Here is a 15,469-nt window from a genome sequence, read left to right as displayed (position 1 = left end):
TGTCGAGCGGCGGCGATCCGAAGGGGTCGCGTTCATTTGCGCCGGTCCCTGTGCTAACAGTCGGGCTCGGCTGGAAACCACCTCTATTTTGCAACCAGTTTTTGCGGACGGATTTCGATGAGCTACCGACGCGCAGGGTGCCCGATCAACAATACGCTCGAAACTTTTGGCGATCGCTGGAGCCTGATCATCCTGCGCGACTCGATGTTCGGTGGCCGGCCGCGCAGCTTCCGCTCCTACCTGACGGAGAGCATCGAGGGGATCGCCTCCAACATCCTCACCGACCGGCTGAAGCGGCTCACCGCCAATGGGCTGCTGACCCGCAGCCGGGACCCCAGCCACAAGCAGCGCGTGGTCTATTCGCTGACCGAGAAGGCGATCGAACTGGTGCCGCTGATGGCGGTGATGGGCAGTTGGGGGCTGCGCCACACCCTGCCCGCAGCGGACCTCGCGACCGGCGCACAGGTGCTCGAGGATGGCGGCCCGCAGCTCTGGGAAGAGTTCATGGACGAGTTGCGGCACATCCACCTGGGCGCGCCGCAGCCGGCCGTGTCGGCTTTCGCCAAGATGGAGGCGGCCTACGCGGCCGCCTCCGAGTAGGCGTCAGAACAGATAGGCAGCGGTGATCTCGAGGGCGTGCCCCGAGAGGTCCGGGTCACTGGAATAGACAGTGTGGCGATAGGTCATGCGGGTCGCGACATTCGGGCTGAGCACCAGGCCGAGGGTGGCGCCGAGCGCCAGCGTCTCCACCCCGTCGCCCTTCGCGACACCATCCCACGAGGTCTCGCCGCCGGTCTCGTAGTAGGCATCGACAGCGGCCCAGATGCTGTTGCCGAAATTGCGGGTGATATGGCCTTCGAGGCCGAAGATCGGGGCCTGGCTTATCACGTTGGCGCCGGTACCAACGAAGGGATCCTCGTTGTCGCCGAAGATCACCACTACTGGCCGGATTTCGAAGGTGGTCAGCTCCGGATCGATCATATTGTCGCCCAGCGCATAGCTGATGGGAAGGCTGGCCTGGAACGTCCAGCGATTTTGTCCCAGGTTCACCATCCGGTTGGCATCATAATCGCCGGTGGGCAGGAACAGCTTACCCTCGACCATGGCCTGGAAGCCCGGCTTGTGCATGGCGTAGTCCATGGGGGCGAGGGCCGGCATCCCCACCAGTCCCACACCCGCGCCGAGCACCAGATCGCCCTGGGCAATACCAGTGTCGACGGTGGGGGCCAACGAGTCGAACGTCATGCCGCCGACCGGCAGTCCGATCAGCACGAAGCCGACATCGCCCATGATGTCGAAGGTCTTGCGATAGGTCGGGGTCAGCACCCCCACATCCAGCGTGGTGTCCCCGAGTCCGAGGAGGGTGTTCTCGACATGGAGCAGGTTCAGCGCCAGGCTGATGTCGCTCGCCCCGCCCGGACGCAGGTGATAGGCCCTCGCCCCATCCCAGGCGAGCGCGCCCGAGACCATCGAAGCCGACGCCAACGCGGCAATGGCAATTCTTGCAAGCACGCTTCCCTCCTGTCGATCAGTTGCCAGGGCAACCGTCACAGCCGGGCAAATCAGCACCGGCCCCCTCTTGCAACAGTGCACGCGCCTTAAAATAGGAACAAGAATTTTCTGGGCGCTGCCGATCACATCGGCAGCAAGCGTGGCACAGTATCCACAACCCGGTTATGGGCCCGACTCCGTATCAGATCACCAGATCGACCCGAACCGGATAGTGATCTGATCCCACATCGCCGAGCGTCCGGTAACTGCCGGCGGTCATTCCCCTCGTCAGCACCTGGTCGATCTGGATGGCCATCCATGGCCTCGCCGTCGGCCAGGAGTAGGCGAGCCCCGAGTTAGCCGGCCATTGCATGGGCTGGCGAAGCAACGGCTCGATGTTGTTCGACCAGAGCGTGGTGTTCAGGTCGCCGGCGATGATCACCGGATGCGTCTCGGCGCCGACCGCTGCCGCTAAGGCCTCGATGTAGTCGCGATTGTCGGCGGTGAGCCGCGCGTTGGCAGGCGGCATCGGGTGCGCGACATAGACCACCATATCGCCGAAATCGGCCCGCAGCAGCGGCAATTGCCGGCGGCCAGCGTAGAGGAGCGTCGCCGAGAACGGGCGTTTGGCGTAGAGGGCCACGCCAAAGACGCCGAGCGTCGTTGGCGCGAAGCTGTGGGGATACTGATCCTTCAGCTCGTCCAGCGACGCCACCCATTCCGGCGTCGTCTCGACGGCGGCGAAGATATCGCTCTGCTGTTCGCGCACCAGCGCGACGACGCGGTCATACTGGGTGTTGTCGCAAAGCACGTTGGCGACGACGAGGCTGAGGGGCCGACCCGGCGCAGTCTCGGGCAGGACCGAGCGATCGATCAGCCGCGTGGCGATCGGCACGACAGTCGCCGCCACGACGATTCCGGCCAAGCCGACCAATCGCAGGTCTTTGAGCGCCGCTGCTGCGCTCAAACCGACAAGGGCCGCGACCGCGAGCTGCAGTCGAAATGGCGCGATCATGTCTCCGGGCCAGGGACCGAACGCCGGCACCAGCGAGATACCGAGGAGCGCCAGCAAGGCCAGCGCAGCGAGTATCCGCAGCGCTGGCATGGCCGCCTTCCAACCCACAGCCCATCTCCCCCCGCGCGTGTCCCCGTGCGCGGCTGCAGATAAGACGTCGATTGCGTCAGCATCGGGGTGGCCTGTGCGGCCGAGAAGCGCTGGTGTTTGGAGCCGCCCCCTCCACCGCCTGCGGCGGTCCCCCTCCCCCGCCACGCGGGGGAGGATCACTGAGAGGACTGTGGCTTGCTAGCCGAACACACTCGCGCCGCGGTCGGCGGTGCCGACCAGGGCGCGGAAGCCGGCGAAGAGTTCGCGGCCCATGCCGTAGTGCTCGCGGCGAAGATCCTCGGTCGCCGGGGTGCGGGAGAAGAATTCCTTCTCGTCGCCGATGAAGGTCAGCGTGCCCTCGTTGGCGTCGAGCCGGATCAGGTCGCCGTCGCGGATCTTGGCGATGGCGCCGCCGTCGCTGGCTTCCGGGGTCATGTGGATGGCAGCCGGGATCTTGCCCGAGGCACCGGACATGCGGCCATCGGTGACCAGCGCGACCTTGTGGCCGCGATCCTGCAGGATGCCGAGCTGCGGGGTGAGCTTGTGCAGCTCGGGCATGCCGACCGATTTCGGGCCCTGGAAGCGGACCACGGCGATGACGTCGCCGGTGAGTTCACCGGCCTTGAAGGCGGCGAGCATCCCTTCCTGGGTGTGAAACACCCGGGCTCGGGCTTCGACGACGCGGTTCTCGGGCTTCACCGCGGAGACCTTGATCACCGACTTGCCGAGATTGCCCGACAGCACCTTGAGGCCGCCATTGGCCGAGAAGGCGTCCTTCACCGGCGCCAGCACTTTGGGGTTGCCGGAGACGGCCGGCGAGGGCGTAAAGCTGAGCTTATCTTCCATGAGCTTGGCTTCGACGGTGTAGCCGGAGAGGCCGGCGCCCCAGACGGTCTTGACGTCTTCGTGGAGGTACCCGGCTTCGAGCAGCTCGCGGATCATGAAGCCCATGCCGCCGGCGGCGTGGAAATGGTTCACGTCGGCAATGCCGTTTGGATAGACGCGAGCCAGCAGCGGCACGCCGCCGGACAAATCCGACATATCTTCCCAGGTGACCTTGAGGCCGGCCGCGGCAGCGATGGCGACGAGGTGCATGGTGTGGTTGGTGGAACCACCGGTCGCCAGCAGCCCGACCAGCCCGTTCACGATGGCCTTCTCGTCGACGATGTGGCCGATCGGGGTGTAGTCATTGCCCTCGGCGGTGAGCGACAGGGCGCGCTTTGCCGCCTCGCGGGTCAGCGCTTCGCGCAACGGCGTGTTGGGGTTGACGAAGCTGGCGCCCGGCAGATGCAGGCCCATGATCTCCATCAGCATCTGGTTGGAGTTGGCCGTGCCGTAGAAGGTGCAGGTGCCGGGCGAGTGGTAGGACTTGGCCTCCGACTCCAGCAGTTCGGCACGGCCGACCTTGCCCTCGGCATAGAGCTGGCGGACCTTGGCCTTTTCGTCGTTGGAGATGCCGGTGGGCATCGGGCCGGCGGGGACGAACACGGCGGGCAGGTGCCCGAAGGTCAGCGCGCCGATCATCAGGCCGGGGACGATCTTGTCGCAGATGCCGAGATAGACGGCGGCATCGAACATGTTGTGGCTGAGCGCGATGGCCGTGGCCATGGCGATGACGTCGCGACTGAACAGCGAAAGGTCCATCCCCGGCTGGCCCTGGGTGACGCCGTCGCACATGGCCGGCACGCCACCCGCCACCTGCGCCGTGGCGCCGATCTGGCGGGCCGCATCCTTGATGATCTCGGGATAGGTCTCGTAGGGCTGATGGGCGCTCAGCATATCGTTGTACGAGGTGACGATGCCGAGGTTCAGCGCCTTGGAGCCGGCGAGCTTGGCCTTGTCGGACGGAGAGCAGGCGGCAAAGCCATGCGCCAGGTTACCGCAGGCAAGCGCGGCGCGATGCACGCCCGCTACCCGCGCGCCTTCGATGCGATCGAGATATTCGCGACGTGAACCGGCGCTCCGCGCCGCGATGCGGTCGGTGACTTCCTGGACGATCTTGACGACGGACATTTCATGCTCCTTGGGGGAGCGCCTGAACACTCTCTCAGGGGCTCCAGAAGATAGTCAGCGGTGTCTGGCTTTGACGCAGAATAGACCTGATCGGCATGTCCTCAACGGGACCTTCCGACGCAGCCCTTTCGAGCGTCGCCAGCTTCTCCTCCCCCTCGATATGCAGATAGAGCCCCGAGGCGTCGAGAAGGCGCCTGAGGACCAGCGTCACCCGGGGCTCCCCTGCCCCCGGCGCCCGGATGGCGAGGGCCGGCCCCTCGCCGGTCAGCGCCGCGGCGAGGTTGTCGCCGCCGGGAAAGAACGATGCGGTGTGGCCGTCATTGCCCATGCCGAGGATCACCACGTCGAATGGCGTCGGCAGGGCGTTGACCGCGATATTGGTGCGAGCGATGGCAGCGTCGGTCGGCTCGTCGCCGCCCGAATAGAGCGGCACGAAATGCGCCGAGGCGGCCGGGCCTTGCAGCAGCTTCTCGTTGACCAGGAGCGCATTGGAGCGGTCGTTGGTCTCGTCCACCCAGCGCTCATCGACCAGGGTGACGGTGACCTTTTCCCAGTCGATATCCTTGCGGCGGCCCAGCACGGCGAAGAACCGTGCCGGGGTCGAGCCGCCGGAAACGGCGAGCACCGCCTGCCCGCGGGCGGCGATGCCATCGTTCAAATGTTCGGCTACGGTCTCGGCGAGCGCGAGCGCCAGGTCTTCCTTGGTGCCGAAGCTGCGCCGGGTCGCGTTCAATGCCCGTCCTCGTGCCAGGTGCGGCCGTCGCGCTCGATCAGCGCGATGGCGCCGGTCGGGCCCCAGGTGCCGGCCGTGTAGGTCTGCGGCGCGTCATTGGCGAGATCCCAGCCATTGCGGATCGGATCGACCCACTCCCAGGCGGCCTCGAGCTCGTCGCGGCGCATGAACAGGGTCTGCTGGCCGCGGATGACGTCGAGCAGCAGGCGCTCATAGGCTTCCGGCGTACGCTCGGCGAAGGTTTCGGCGAAGCTGAGGTTCAGCGGCACTTCTCTGAGACGCATACCTCCTGGGCCCGGATCCTTGATCATCAGGAACAGCTTCACGCCTTCATCGGGCTGGATGCGGATGACCAGCCGGTTGGGCTTGGGCGCCCCCTGGGCATGGTCGAACATCGAGTGCGGGATGTTGCGGAACTGGATGACGATTTCCGAGGCGCGCGACACCAGCCGCTTGCCGGTGCGGATGTAGAACGGCACGCCCGACCAGCGCCAGTTCTCGATCTCGGCCTTGATGGCGACGAAGGTCTCGGTGCGCGAGCCCTTCTTCTCCTCGGGCAGTTCGTCCTGGTAGCTGGCGACGGCGGTGCCATCGACGCTGCCACCGCGATACTGGCCGCGCACCGTGACGCGGCCGACATCGGCGCCGGTGATCGGCTTCAGCGAGCGCAGCACCTTGAGCTTTTCGTCGCGCAGCGCGTTGGCGGCGTCGGAAGCCGGCGGCTCCATGGCGACGAGGCAGAGCAGCTGGATGATGTGGTTCTGCACCATATCGCGCAGCGCGCCGGATTCGTCGTAGTAGCCACGGGTGCCGGCGCCGACGGACTCGGCGACGGTGATCTGCACGTGGTCGATATGGGCGGAGTTCCAGATCGGCTCGAACAGGATGTTGGCAAAGCGCAGCGCGAGGAGGTTCTGCACCGTCTCTTTGCCGAGGTAGTGGTCGATGCGGTAGACCTGATCTTCCTTGAAGATCTTGGACACTTCGTCGTTGATCTCGATCGAGGAGGCGAGGTCGTGGCCGAGCGGCTTTTCGATCACCACGCGGGCATCGCGCCGGTAATAGCCCTTCTTGAGGATGTACTCGCAGGTCGGCCCGAACAGGTCGGGCGCAATGGCGAGGTAGAAGGCGCGGACCACCTTGGGATCCTCGCGCAGGTTCTTCGATAGATCGCCCCAATGCGCCTCGTCGGTGACGTCGTTAGGGACGTAGGAGAAGGTGCCGATGAAACGGTCGATGGTCTTTTTGTCCTGGTAGGACTTTTCGACAAAGGTTTCGATCGACTCGCGGGCGAGCTTCTGGAACTCGGCATCGGTCAGCTTGGTGCGCGACACGCCGATGATGCGGCTGTGCTCGTCGAACTGCCCATCCTTGAAGCGATGGTAGAGCGCCGGAATGAGCTTGCGCTTGGTGAGATCGCCGGTGGCGCCGAACACCACGTAATCGAAGGGCTGGACCGGGATGATACGGCTGGACACGCTCTTCAAGCTCCTATCGAGGTAGTTCATGGCAACTCAAACTCAGGCGAAATTCTGCTTGGCAAGGATGACGGCGCCGTGCAGCGGCTCGTCGACGGGGCGGACGATGAAGTCGCCGTGGCGCTCGATCATCAGCGGGTAGAGGCGGGTGCCGAAGCCGCCGACGGCGGCCATGCGGGTGACGCCGCGCGCCTTGAACCAGCGCACATAGGTGTCGATGTAGCTCAGCTCGAGCTCCATCAGTTCTTTGGCCACCGGATCGCCCGCTTCGTAGAAATCGAAGAACAGCGGGATCAGCGCGCCGAATTCGGCGGGCGCCCGGCCGAGCAGGGTCGACGGGGCGCCGTTGCCGGCCGGCATCGGGCCGCGCGGGTCTTGCGGGAAGGACCAATCCATCACCGTATCGATCGAACCGCCAAGCTTGGAGATCACCGCTTCGGTCAGCGGCGAGGCGGACCGCAGGCCGTCGGCAGCTTCGACCGAGCGGCGCACCAGTTCGCGGCCGAGAATGGCGCCCGACATCTGGTCGCCGATCTGAAAGCCCCAGCCGCCGCACTGGTGGCGCTGGCCATTGACCATGGCCAGGGCAGCCGAACCGGTGCCGACGATGATTACCGCACCATCCTCGCCACCATGGGCGCCGGCGCGGGCGATATCGATGTCGTCATAGACGCGAACCTTGGCGAAGGGCCAGGGGCGCTGCTCGAAGGCCTCGCGCGCCGAAGGCAGCCGGCCGCCGGCCATGCCGAAGCAGGCATAGGTATTGGCCGCCTCGGCGATATCGATACCGGCTTTCTGGAACACCTCTTTGGTGCCCTCGGTAATGGAGCGGAAAGCCGGCTCGCCGGCCTCGATCTGCAGGTTCGAGCGACCACCGGCAGCGTCGGCCAGGGTTTCGAGGTTCTCGTTGGCGAGGCGGATGCGGCAGTTGGTGCCGCCACCATCCACCCCGAGATAGTACCTAGGCACCGAACGCGCACTCCTTCGCGACAACTAATGGCTTGCCGACCCAGGAGCCCCCCGAGTCCGGCGCGGACCTTAATGCCAAAGGTTTCTAGACGAAAGTAGAATAAGCAAAGGAAAGCGGCTGGAAAGGTCGCTTGCCGCATGGCTCGCATGCGGCCAGAGTCCGCCGCCGATGGATCGAAGCCCGGCGCAGCGCATTGCTCCATGGCAGCAAGGACGGCAAGGAGGCCAACAAATGGGTCATGTTCTGGTGCTGGGCGGCGCACGCTCGGGCAAGACCGGCTTTGCCGAGCGGCTGGCAATGCGGGCCGGGACGCGCCCGGCCTATCTCGCAACAGCGCAGGCGCTCGATGCCGAAATGCGCGAGCGGGTGGAGAGCCACAAGCAGCAGCGGGCGCAGGCTTTCGCCACCATCGAGGAGCCGCTGCGGCTGAGCGCCGCTATCATGCAGGCCGCCAAAGCGCATGATGCCATCCTCGTCGATTGCCTGACGCTGTGGATCACCAACCTGATCGTCGCCAACGAAAACGTGGCGGCGGCGGTGGACGAATTGCTGGCGACGCTGGCGGCGACGACCAGCGCCCGGGTGATCCTGGTTTCGAACGAGGTGGGGCTGGGGATCGTGCCGGATAATGCGATGGCGCGAATGTTCCGCGACCTCGCCGGGTCGGCGCATCAGCGGATCGCCGAGATCTGCGACGATGCCTATTTCGTGGTGGCCGGGCTGCCGATGGTGCTGAAGGGGTCGGCGCCGGAGGCAGAAGTGCTGCAGCGGCGGGTGCATGAGGCCTGAGCAGCCGGCCGGTGCTTGGGTTGAGATCGTACCTCAAACTCGATGTCATCCCAGCGAAAGCTGGGACCCAACTATCGGCTGGCACGGGCGGCGAAATGGGTCCCAGCTTTCGCTGGGATGACACCGTGGTGGGGGTGAGAGCTAGCTTAGCCGCCAAACCACCAGCGCCACCAGCACCGTCACCGCCAGCGTCAGGTTGAGCGTCATGGCGTAGAGCCTGAGCGAGCGCTCGATGTCGTCGGCTCCGAGTTCCGCCCGACCATCGCCAAAACTCGGCAGATCCACCACGTCGCCGTCATAGCTCCGGGGGCCGCCGAGGCGGAAGCCGAGCGCGCCGGCCATCGCGGCTTCGGGCCAGCCGGCATTGGGGCTTTCGTGCTTTCTCGCATCGCGCAGCGCCGTGGACCAGGCCAGCTCCGGATGCGCGCCCTTGATGAAGAAGGCCCCACCGGCGATCAGCAAAGCGGTGAGACGAGCGGGGATCAGGTTCAGCAGGTCGTCGAAGCGGGCGCTGGCCCAGCCGAATTCGAGGTGCCGCTCGGTCTTGTGGCCGATCATCGAGTCGGCGGTGTTCACCGCCTTGTAGAGCGCGATGCCCGGCAGGCCGAACAGGACAAGCCAGAACAGCGGCGCGACTACCGCATCGGAGGTGGATTCGGCCAGCGACTCGATGGCGGCGCGGGCGACGCCGGGCTCGTCGAGCGCTTGCGGATCGCGGCCGACAATGTGGCTCACCGCGGTGCGCCCCTCGGGCAGGCTACGGCGCAGCGCGGCGGCGACGAAGCGCACGGCATCGCCCAGCGCCTTCTGTGCCAGGAAGGTGGAGGCGAGAATGGCTTCGAGGATAAAGCCATAGGGGATGAGACGGCAGAGCCAGGCGATAGCCACGGTGACGAGGCCGGTAACGGCGAGCAGGATAATAAGCGCCAGCACGCCCTTGCCGCGGCGGTTGACGTCGCGGTTCAGCCGCAGGTCGAGCAGCGAGATCAGCCTGCCGATCCACATCACCGGGTGGCCGATGCGGGCGACAAGACCGTTGGGGTAACCGACGAGGCGCTCGAGCAGCAGCGCCAGGGGAGCGAGGAGGGCTTGCATCAGGGGTGCCCTCTCCCAAAGCCGGCAGTCAGGTTCCCTCTCCCGCTTGCGGGGGAGGGACGCCGACTGCGCCCCCGTACCGCGGGGAGAGATTCGACAACCGAAACGGCCCTCATCGCGCCAGCTCCAGCAGCGCTTCGAGGTCGAGGTGCCGCTCGAGGTGAGCGGCGAGCGCGTCGAGGGTCGCCTCGATGGTGGCCTCGTAGGCCAGCGCCGAGGTCGCGGCGGCCGAACCCAGGAAGTTGCGGCGGAAGGCGTCGGCGGCGAACAGGCCGTGGAGATATGTCCCCATCACCGTGCCATCGGCGCTCACCGCGCCGTCAGTCGCATCGCCGATACGGGCGAAGGGGCGCTCGAGGCCGCGGCCGCGGGTGACGCCCATATGCATGTGGTAGCCCACCAGCGGGTCGCCGGTCAGGGCCGAAGTCGCCTGCTCGACCCGCAGCTCCTTGGTGGGGCCGAGGACGGTGTCGATGTCGAGGAGGTTAAGGCCGGCCGAGGTGCCGACCACGCCCTCGAGTCCCAGGGGATCGAACACCGTATGGCCCAGCATCTGGAAGCCGCCGCAAAGACCAAGCACGCGGGCGCCGGCGCGATGGTGGGCGAGGATATCGATGTCCCAACCGTACTCGCGCAACGCCGCGAGATCGTTGCGCGTGGCCTTGGAGCCGGGGAGGATGATCAGCTCGCCATAGGGCAGCGGGCGCCCTGGCTGGACGATTTCGAGGCTGACGCCGGGCTCGAGCCGCAGCGGATCGAGATCGTCGAAGTTCGCAATGCGCGGCAGGCGCGGCACGACGATGCGATAGCCGCCCTGCCCCGGCCTCTGCTGCTCCTCGAGCGCCAGCGCGTCTTCGGCCGGAAGTTTTCGTGCATCGCTGAAATACGGAACCGGGCCGAGGCAGGGCACCCCGGTACGTTCGGCGACGAAGCGCCTGCCGTCTTCGAACAAGGCCGGATCGCCCTGGAACTTGTTCACCAGTGTCGCGGCAATCAATGCGGCATCGGCGGGATCGATCACCGCGAAAGTGCCGACCAGGGCGGCGATGACGCCGCCGCGCTGGATATCGCCGGCAAGGATCACCGGCACATCGGCGGCACGGGCGAAACCGAAATTAGCGATGTCGTTGGCGCGGAGGTTGACCTCGGAGGCGCTGCCCGCGCCTTCGACGACGATCAGGTCGGTGTCCGAGCCAAGCTCGCCATGGGCGGCGAGCACCTGAGGGAGCAGCTCGCCGCGCTTCTTCCAGTACTCGCGGGCCGGGAAGCTGCCGATGCGCTGGCCACGCAGCACCAGCTGCGAGCCGGTCTCACCCTCGGGCTTCAGCAGCACCGGGTTCATGGCGGTGACGGGGGCGCGTCGGGCTGCCCTTGCCTGCAACGCCTGAGCCCGGCCGATCTCGCCGCCATCGGCGGTGACGGCGGCATTGTTGGACATGTTCTGCGGCTTGAACGGCGCGACGCGCAGCCCGCGATTTGTGTAGGCGCGACAAAGGCCTGCCACCAGCAGCGACTTGCCGACATCGGACCCGGTGCCCATGAACATCAGGGATTTCGCCATGCTGCGGTTCTAGCGGGTGACGCAGCGATCCGATAGGGAGGACGGATGCGCACCATCCTCGTCATCGGCATCGGGGCCGGCAACCCGGATTACCTCACGCTTCAGGCGATCAAGGCGATGAACCGCGCCGAGGTGTTCTTCATGCCCGACAAGGGCGAGGAGAAGGCCGGGCTCAACGCCATCCGGCTGGCGATGCTCGAGCAGTTCGTCAGCGAGCCGCGCTACCGGCTGGTGGAGTTCGCCATCCCGTCGCGCCGCAAGGCGGCGACGCCCGACTATCGCGAAAGCGTCGAGGAGTGGCGGGATAAGCTCGAGCTTGCCTACCGGCAAATGTTCGCCGAGCTGCCCGAGACGGGCGTCGGCGCGTTCCTCGTCTGGGGCGACCCGGCGCTCTATGACGGAACGCTGCGCATCCTCAGGGATATGCAGGCGGCCGGCTGCCCAATCGCCATCGAGGTGATCCCCGGGATTTCGGCGCCGCAGGCACTGGCCGCCCAACACCAGGTGACGCTGAACCGGGTCGGCGAGGCGGTGACCATCACCACCGGCCGTCGGGTCGGCGAAGGCGAGGCGGACGAACTGACCAGCGCCGTGGTGATGCTGGACAACCACCAGGTGTTCCGGCGGTTCGCCGAGAGCGAAGCCGAGATCTTCTGGGGCGCCTATCTCGGGACGGCGGACGAGCTTCTTGTTGCCGGAAAGGTGTCCGAGGTGATGGACGAGATCGATTCGAAGCGCCGCGAGGCGCAGGCGCGGAACGGCTGGATCATGGACACATACATGATCCGGAAGCCTGAGAAGAGCTGACGCCTCCTGTCGTCTAGCCGTCGATGGTTGGCCGCCCCCCTTGATCCCTCCCCGCAAGGGGCATGGCTATCGCATATGGAAAGCCACCGGCCGTTGTGTGAGTGCCTTCTCCCCTTGTGGGAGAAGGTGCCCGAAGGGCGGATGAGGGGTTCTCTCCACGCACTCAGTCGCTCGTCGCTTACGCTCCGACCGCGCTACACTTCGTTGCGCGGACCCCTCATCCGGCCTTCGGCCACCTTCTCCCACAAGGGGAGAAGGCCACCCAACTACTGTCAGTCCCCCATATGCGATAGCCCTGCCGCAAGGGGGAGGGAGACGCAGACTGAGATCGCCGTGTTGGGGTCTCCCTCCCCCTTGCGGGGAGGGGACAGGGGTGGGGGTCAGCCCGCGCCGGCGCTTGCTTCTGGAGCCACATCGATCACGTGGGCGTACGACCCCATGACGCGGCCCTCGACCAGCCCCATCGGCAGCAGCGCCTCACCGAGCGCGTCGGTGGCGCTGAACAATGGCGTGCCACGGGTCTTGCGGGCGGATGAATAGTGGAACTCGTGACCAGCGAGGTGTTGCGGGAACGGCAGCGGGCTTTGGTGGGCGAGGCGGCGATAGCCGAGGACCCGTTTGGGGCGGTCGATGCGGGTTTCGTGCGGCAAGAGCCCGGACATCGGATAAGCCGCACCGGCCTTGTCGGTGAGGGCGGCGCCGAGCACCATGAAGCCCCCGCATTCGCCATAGATCAGCGCCGACCGCTCGGCGCTCGCCCGCAGGCCGCGCATGAAAGTCTCTGCAGCGGCGAGGCGGGCGGCGTGCAGTTCGGGGTAACCGCCGGGGAGGAAGACGGCATCGGCCGTGGTGTCGGGCGCTTCGTCGGCGAGCGGGGAGAAGAAGCTGAGGCTGGCCCCGGCATCGCGCCAGTCATCGAGCCAATGCGCGTAGAGGAAGGCGAAGGCGTCGTCGCGGGCGATGGCGATGTGCTGGCCGAGAGGGGGAAGCGGCTCCCCTCCCCCGTGAACAGAGTGGAGCGGCAAGCTCAGTGCCAAGAGGTGATTGAGGTCGACATAGTCCTCCACCGCTTCGGCGGCGGTGGCGACGACCTTGTCGAAGCCGGCGATCTCGTCGGGGAGGACGAGGCCCAGGTGGCGGTCGGGGAGTGCAAGGGCGTCGCGCCTGGGGACGACGCCGAGGAGCGGGATGTCGACAGCTGCCAGCGCGGCACGGAGCATGGCTTCGTGGCGGGTGGAGGCGGCGCGGTTGACGATCAGGCCGGTGACTTTCACTTGCGGGCGCCAGGTGGCGAAGCCGTGCGCGAGGGCGGCGATCGACTGCGATTGACGCTCGGCATCAAGCACCAGGATTACCGGCAGGCCGAGGGCAGCCGCGAGGTCGGCGGTCGAGCCACGGCCGTCGGCAGCGCCGTCGAACAGGCCCATGACACCTTCGACGAGCAGCAGGTCGGCAGCGGCGGCGTGGTGTGAGGCGAGGCTTCGCAGGCGGTTGGGCGACATGGCCCAGGGGTCGAGGTTGATGGCCGGACGGCCGGCGGCGCGGGCGAGGATGGTGGTGTCGATATAGTCGGGGCCGGTCTTGGCCGGCGCGACACTCAAGCCGCGACGCGTCAGTGCGGCGAGGAGGCCCAGGGTGAGTGTAGTCTTGCCCGAGCCGGAGCGGGGCGCGGCGACGATCAGGCCATTCATCCTGGCACGCGAAGATTATGCTGCAAAATCTTGGGACTAGCGGTTAAGATAGAGTTATCGCAACCGGACCGGGGGGTACTGGCGGCGCTGCGGCCCAGTTGGGCGCCGGACTTGGGGAATACAAATAGATGAAGATCCTGATCCTCGGCGGGACCGAAGAGGCGCGGCAGCTTGCTGCGCAATTGACCAAGATGGGCCACGCGGTGACCACGTCGCTGGCGGGCCGGACCAGCGATCCGCTGTTGCCAGCGGGCGAGGTGCGCATTGGTGGGTTTGGCGGCGGCGACGGGATGGGCAACTACATCATCACCGAGCGCTTCGACCGGCTGGTCGACGCCACGCACCCCTATGCCGAAGAGATCAAGCGCAACGCCGTGCGGGCGGCGGAGCTGGCTGAGATGCGACTGGTACGGCTGACCCGGCCGGCCTGGAGCGAGCCGCAATATGCGTTCTGGAAGCATGTCGCCAATGCCGAGGAGGCGGCGGCCAGCCTGCCCAAGGGGGCGCGGGCGCTGCTGACCGTCGGGCACACCCAGCTCGACGTCTATCTGAAGCGCACCGATTGCAGCTTCGTGGTGCGCTCGATCGAGCCGCCGGAAAAGGAACTGCCGGTCAACGCCACGTCGCTGTTGGCGCGGCCGCCATTCTTTTTCAATGGCGAGTTCCAGATGATGCAGGACCAGGGAATCACCCACCTGATCTGCAAGAATTCCGGTGGGGCGCAGACCGAGGCGAAGCTGCAGGCGGCGCTGCGGCTGCGGCTCCCGGTGTTCATGATCGCCCGGCCGGCTTTGCCGCCGGCGCACGAGGTGCCGACGGTCGGGCAAGCGATCGCGGCGCTGAAGCTGGGGTCGAATATCTGAGAGGCTGGCGCGGGCCCTCGCGGCCATCATCCCCCTGCCCTCAGCTTCTTCTTGCCGGCGTTGCGCAGCACATGGGCAAAACTCTCGTCGTAGAGCTTGGACTCGCGGAAGCGGGTTTCGCCGAGGACGCGGCCGACGAGGATGAGCGCGGTGCGGGTGATCTTCTCCTCGCGGACGCGCGCCTTCATCTCGGAGAGCGTGGTGAAGATCACTTCCTCGTCCGGCCAGGTGGCGCGGTAGATGATCACCACCGGGCAGTCGGCCCCGTAATTCGGGGTCAGCGCGGTCTCGACATAGCCGAGATTGCGGATCGACAGGTGGATGCAGAGCGTTGCCTTCGACAAGCCCAGGATCTCGAGGCTCTCCGACTCAGGCATGGCCGAAGCCTTGCCCGAAGTACGGGTGAGGATGATGGTCTGCGATATCTCCGGCAACGTCAGCTCGGCCGCGATACGGGCGGCAGCGCCGGCGAAGGCGGGAACACCAGGCACCACCTCATACGGGATGTCGAGTGCATCGAGGCGGCGCATCTGCTCGGCGACAGCGCCGTAAATCGAAGGATCGCCGGAATGGACGCGCGACACATCCTTGCCGGCGTCATTGGCTTTGATGATCTCGTCAATGATCTCGTCGAGATGCATCGGCGCCGTGTCGCGGACCAGTGCACCTTCAGGGGCGGCGGCGACGATCTCGGCGGGGACCAGCGAGCCGGCATAGAGGCAGACCTCGCAGCGCTCGATGAGGCGCTGGCCGCGCAGCGTGATGAGATCGGGCGCGCCGGGGCCGGCGCCGATGAAGTAGACGGTCATTTGTTACCAAGGCTGAAGAAGGCCCCCTCACCCGCCGCTTCGCGGCGACCTCTCCCCCAAAGGG

14 protein-coding genes are annotated in these 15,469 nt (G+C 66.5%); 4 read left to right on the top strand and 10 right to left on the bottom strand.

All coding sequences use genetic code 11. The annotated features are described in order from the left end of the window. Window positions 1-117 precede the first annotated feature (117 nt). Entirely contained in the window at window positions 118-600 is a 483-nt protein-coding gene (locus ASC89_RS14430; RefSeq protein WP_200940449.1) for a helix-turn-helix domain-containing protein, read from the top strand. A gap of 3 nt (window positions 601-603) precedes the next feature. Here ASC89_RS14430 and ASC89_RS14425 read toward each other — a convergent pair whose 3' ends face one another. The 6 genes from ASC89_RS14425 to ASC89_RS14400 form a co-directional block, all read right to left on the bottom strand. Next, the gene (locus tag ASC89_RS14425; protein WP_156384626.1) at window positions 604-1,512 is read right to left on the bottom strand and encodes a transporter; all 909 of its coding nucleotides are present in this window, start codon (window positions 1,510-1,512) and stop codon (window positions 604-606) included. 181 nt (window positions 1,513-1,693) lie between these two features. Continuing rightward, complete coding sequence (locus ASC89_RS14420; RefSeq protein ID WP_055998876.1) at window positions 1,694-2,596, bottom strand: endonuclease/exonuclease/phosphatase family protein; 903 nt, start codon at window positions 2,594-2,596, stop codon at window positions 1,694-1,696. A 198-nt stretch (window positions 2,597-2,794) separates the two neighbouring features. After that, window positions 2,795-4,609: a phosphogluconate dehydratase gene (edd, locus tag ASC89_RS14415; protein ID WP_055877771.1), complete on the bottom strand. Its 1,815-nt coding sequence runs from the start codon at window positions 4,607-4,609 to the stop codon at window positions 2,795-2,797. Window positions 4,610-4,643: 34 nt separating this feature from the next. Next, window positions 4,644-5,342, bottom strand: a complete 699-nt coding sequence (gene pgl / locus ASC89_RS14410) for a 6-phosphogluconolactonase (RefSeq protein WP_055877774.1) — start codon at window positions 5,340-5,342, stop codon at window positions 4,644-4,646. Next, the gene (gene zwf, locus ASC89_RS14405; protein WP_055877791.1) at window positions 5,339-6,820 is read right to left on the bottom strand and encodes a glucose-6-phosphate dehydrogenase; all 1,482 of its coding nucleotides are present in this window, start codon (window positions 6,818-6,820) and stop codon (window positions 5,339-5,341) included. The genes pgl and zwf overlap by 4 nt, the downstream gene beginning before the upstream one ends. A 42-nt stretch (window positions 6,821-6,862) precedes the next feature. After that, on the bottom strand, window positions 6,863-7,789 hold the full coding sequence (locus tag ASC89_RS14400) for a BadF/BadG/BcrA/BcrD ATPase family protein (protein ID WP_162247945.1): 927 nt from the start codon (window positions 7,787-7,789) through the stop codon (window positions 6,863-6,865). Window positions 7,790-8,021: 232 nt separating this feature from the next. On the opposite strand from ASC89_RS14400, the gene cobU reads away from it, so the two are divergent. After that, entirely contained in the window at window positions 8,022-8,579 is a 558-nt protein-coding gene (cobU, locus tag ASC89_RS14395) for a bifunctional adenosylcobinamide kinase/adenosylcobinamide-phosphate guanylyltransferase (protein ID WP_055998874.1), read from the top strand. 141 nt (window positions 8,580-8,720) lie between these two features. On the opposite strand, the gene cbiB is transcribed toward cobU, so the two are convergent. Both cbiB and ASC89_RS14385 read right to left on the bottom strand, forming a co-directional pair. Next, window positions 8,721-9,674, bottom strand: coding sequence for an adenosylcobinamide-phosphate synthase CbiB (gene cbiB / locus ASC89_RS14390; protein ID WP_055998872.1), 954 nt, complete (start codon window positions 9,672-9,674; stop codon window positions 8,721-8,723). A gap of 112 nt (window positions 9,675-9,786) precedes the next feature. Beyond that, window positions 9,787-11,235 (bottom strand): cobyric acid synthase, encoded by a 1,449-nt coding sequence (locus ASC89_RS14385; protein WP_156384625.1) that lies wholly within the window; start codon window positions 11,233-11,235, stop codon window positions 9,787-9,789. A gap of 45 nt (window positions 11,236-11,280) precedes the next feature. On the opposite strand from ASC89_RS14385, the gene cobF reads away from it, so the two are divergent. After that, window positions 11,281-12,042: a precorrin-6A synthase (deacetylating) gene (gene cobF, locus ASC89_RS14380; RefSeq protein ID WP_055998868.1), complete on the top strand. Its 762-nt coding sequence runs from the start codon at window positions 11,281-11,283 to the stop codon at window positions 12,040-12,042. Window positions 12,043-12,422: 380 nt separating this feature from the next. On the opposite strand, the gene ASC89_RS14375 is transcribed toward cobF, so the two are convergent. After that, window positions 12,423-13,733 carry a cobyrinate a,c-diamide synthase gene (locus ASC89_RS14375; protein ID WP_055998866.1) on the bottom strand — a complete coding sequence of 437 codons (1,311 nt, stop codon included), beginning with the start codon at window positions 13,731-13,733 and terminating at the stop codon, window positions 12,423-12,425. A gap of 128 nt (window positions 13,734-13,861) precedes the next feature. Here ASC89_RS14375 and ASC89_RS14370 point away from each other — a divergent pair, with 128 nt between their 5' ends. Further along, window positions 13,862-14,596 (top strand): cobalt-precorrin-6A reductase, encoded by a 735-nt coding sequence (locus ASC89_RS14370; RefSeq protein ID WP_055998864.1) that lies wholly within the window; start codon window positions 13,862-13,864, stop codon window positions 14,594-14,596. Window positions 14,597-14,622: 26 nt separating this feature from the next. On the opposite strand, the gene cobM is transcribed toward ASC89_RS14370, so the two are convergent. Continuing rightward, complete coding sequence (gene cobM, locus ASC89_RS14365) at window positions 14,623-15,405, bottom strand: precorrin-4 C(11)-methyltransferase (protein ID WP_055998862.1); 783 nt, start codon at window positions 15,403-15,405, stop codon at window positions 14,623-14,625. Window positions 15,406-15,469: the final 64 nt, after the last annotated feature.

The sequence above is a fragment of the Devosia sp. Root413D1 genome, assembly GCF_001425235.1.
GTDB lineage: Bacteria > Pseudomonadota > Alphaproteobacteria > Rhizobiales > Devosiaceae > Devosia_A.
The sequence above is the reverse complement of the archived record's forward strand: the minus strand, read 5'-3'. Positions and strand labels throughout refer to the sequence as shown.

Bases quoted from the DNA above. Each gene is read 5' to 3' on its own strand.
- cbiB (WP_055998872.1), bottom strand. From the start codon at position 9,674: ATGCAAGCCCTCCTCGCTCCCCTGGCGCTGCTGCTCGAGCGCCTCGTC.
- ASC89_RS14430 (WP_200940449.1), top strand. From the start codon at position 118: ATGAGCTACCGACGCGCAGGGTGCCCGATCAACAATACGCTCGAAACT.
- ASC89_RS14385 (WP_156384625.1), bottom strand. From the start codon at position 11,235: ATGGCGAAATCCCTGATGTTCATGGGCACCGGGTCCGATGTCGGCAAG.
- ASC89_RS14375 (WP_055998866.1), bottom strand. From the start codon at position 13,733: ATGAATGGCCTGATCGTCGCCGCGCCCCGCTCCGGCTCGGGCAAGACT.
- cobU (WP_055998874.1), top strand. From the start codon at position 8,022: ATGGGTCATGTTCTGGTGCTGGGCGGCGCACGCTCGGGCAAGACCGGC.
- cobM (WP_055998862.1), bottom strand. From the start codon at position 15,405: ATGACCGTCTACTTCATCGGCGCCGGCCCCGGCGCGCCCGATCTCATC.
- ASC89_RS14420 (WP_055998876.1), bottom strand. From the start codon at position 2,596: ATGCCAGCGCTGCGGATACTCGCTGCGCTGGCCTTGCTGGCGCTCCTC.
- cobF (WP_055998868.1), top strand. From the start codon at position 11,281: ATGCGCACCATCCTCGTCATCGGCATCGGGGCCGGCAACCCGGATTAC.
- ASC89_RS14370 (WP_055998864.1), top strand. From the start codon at position 13,862: ATGAAGATCCTGATCCTCGGCGGGACCGAAGAGGCGCGGCAGCTTGCT.
- edd (WP_055877771.1), bottom strand. From the start codon at position 4,609: ATGTCCGTCGTCAAGATCGTCCAGGAAGTCACCGACCGCATCGCGGCG.